Source organism: Achromobacter sp. SIMBA_011 (assembly GCF_046535435.1).
Lineage (GTDB): Bacteria > Pseudomonadota > Gammaproteobacteria > Burkholderiales > Burkholderiaceae_B > Achromobacter > Achromobacter dolens.
The window spans coordinates 1-275 of the sequence record NZ_JAWRWN010000397.1; the positions used below are offsets into that span (position 1 = coordinate 1).

The 275-nt window shown below is 55.3% G+C and carries 1 protein-coding gene; it reads left to right on the forward strand.

Annotation, left to right across the window (positions count from 1 at the left end):
- Positions 1-21 precede the first annotated feature (21 nt).
- Positions 22-275, forward strand: a 254-nt coding sequence (locus SB816_RS31445; protein WP_410548177.1) for a leucine-rich repeat domain-containing protein, incomplete at its 3' end; no start/stop codon positions are given.

The window sequence follows — 275 nt, forward strand, 5'->3', positions numbered from 1 at the left end:
GCGCCAGGTGACTTGCCAGCGTTGAACGAAGTCGTATTTACGCAAATACGTCGCCTGAAACTGGCAAGCGCCAAACTGACAGCCACACAGCTAAATGGGTTCCTGAGTCAGTTTCCTCACTTGCGTGAACTCGACCTGAGTGGCAACCGTTTGACCGAGCTGCCCCAGGCGCTTGGGGAGCTGGCGCAACTTTCCGATCTTGATTTGTCTGGCAATGAACTGACGATCACCGCATCGACACAGGCGCGGTTGAACCGATTGAGTGCTTTGCAGCG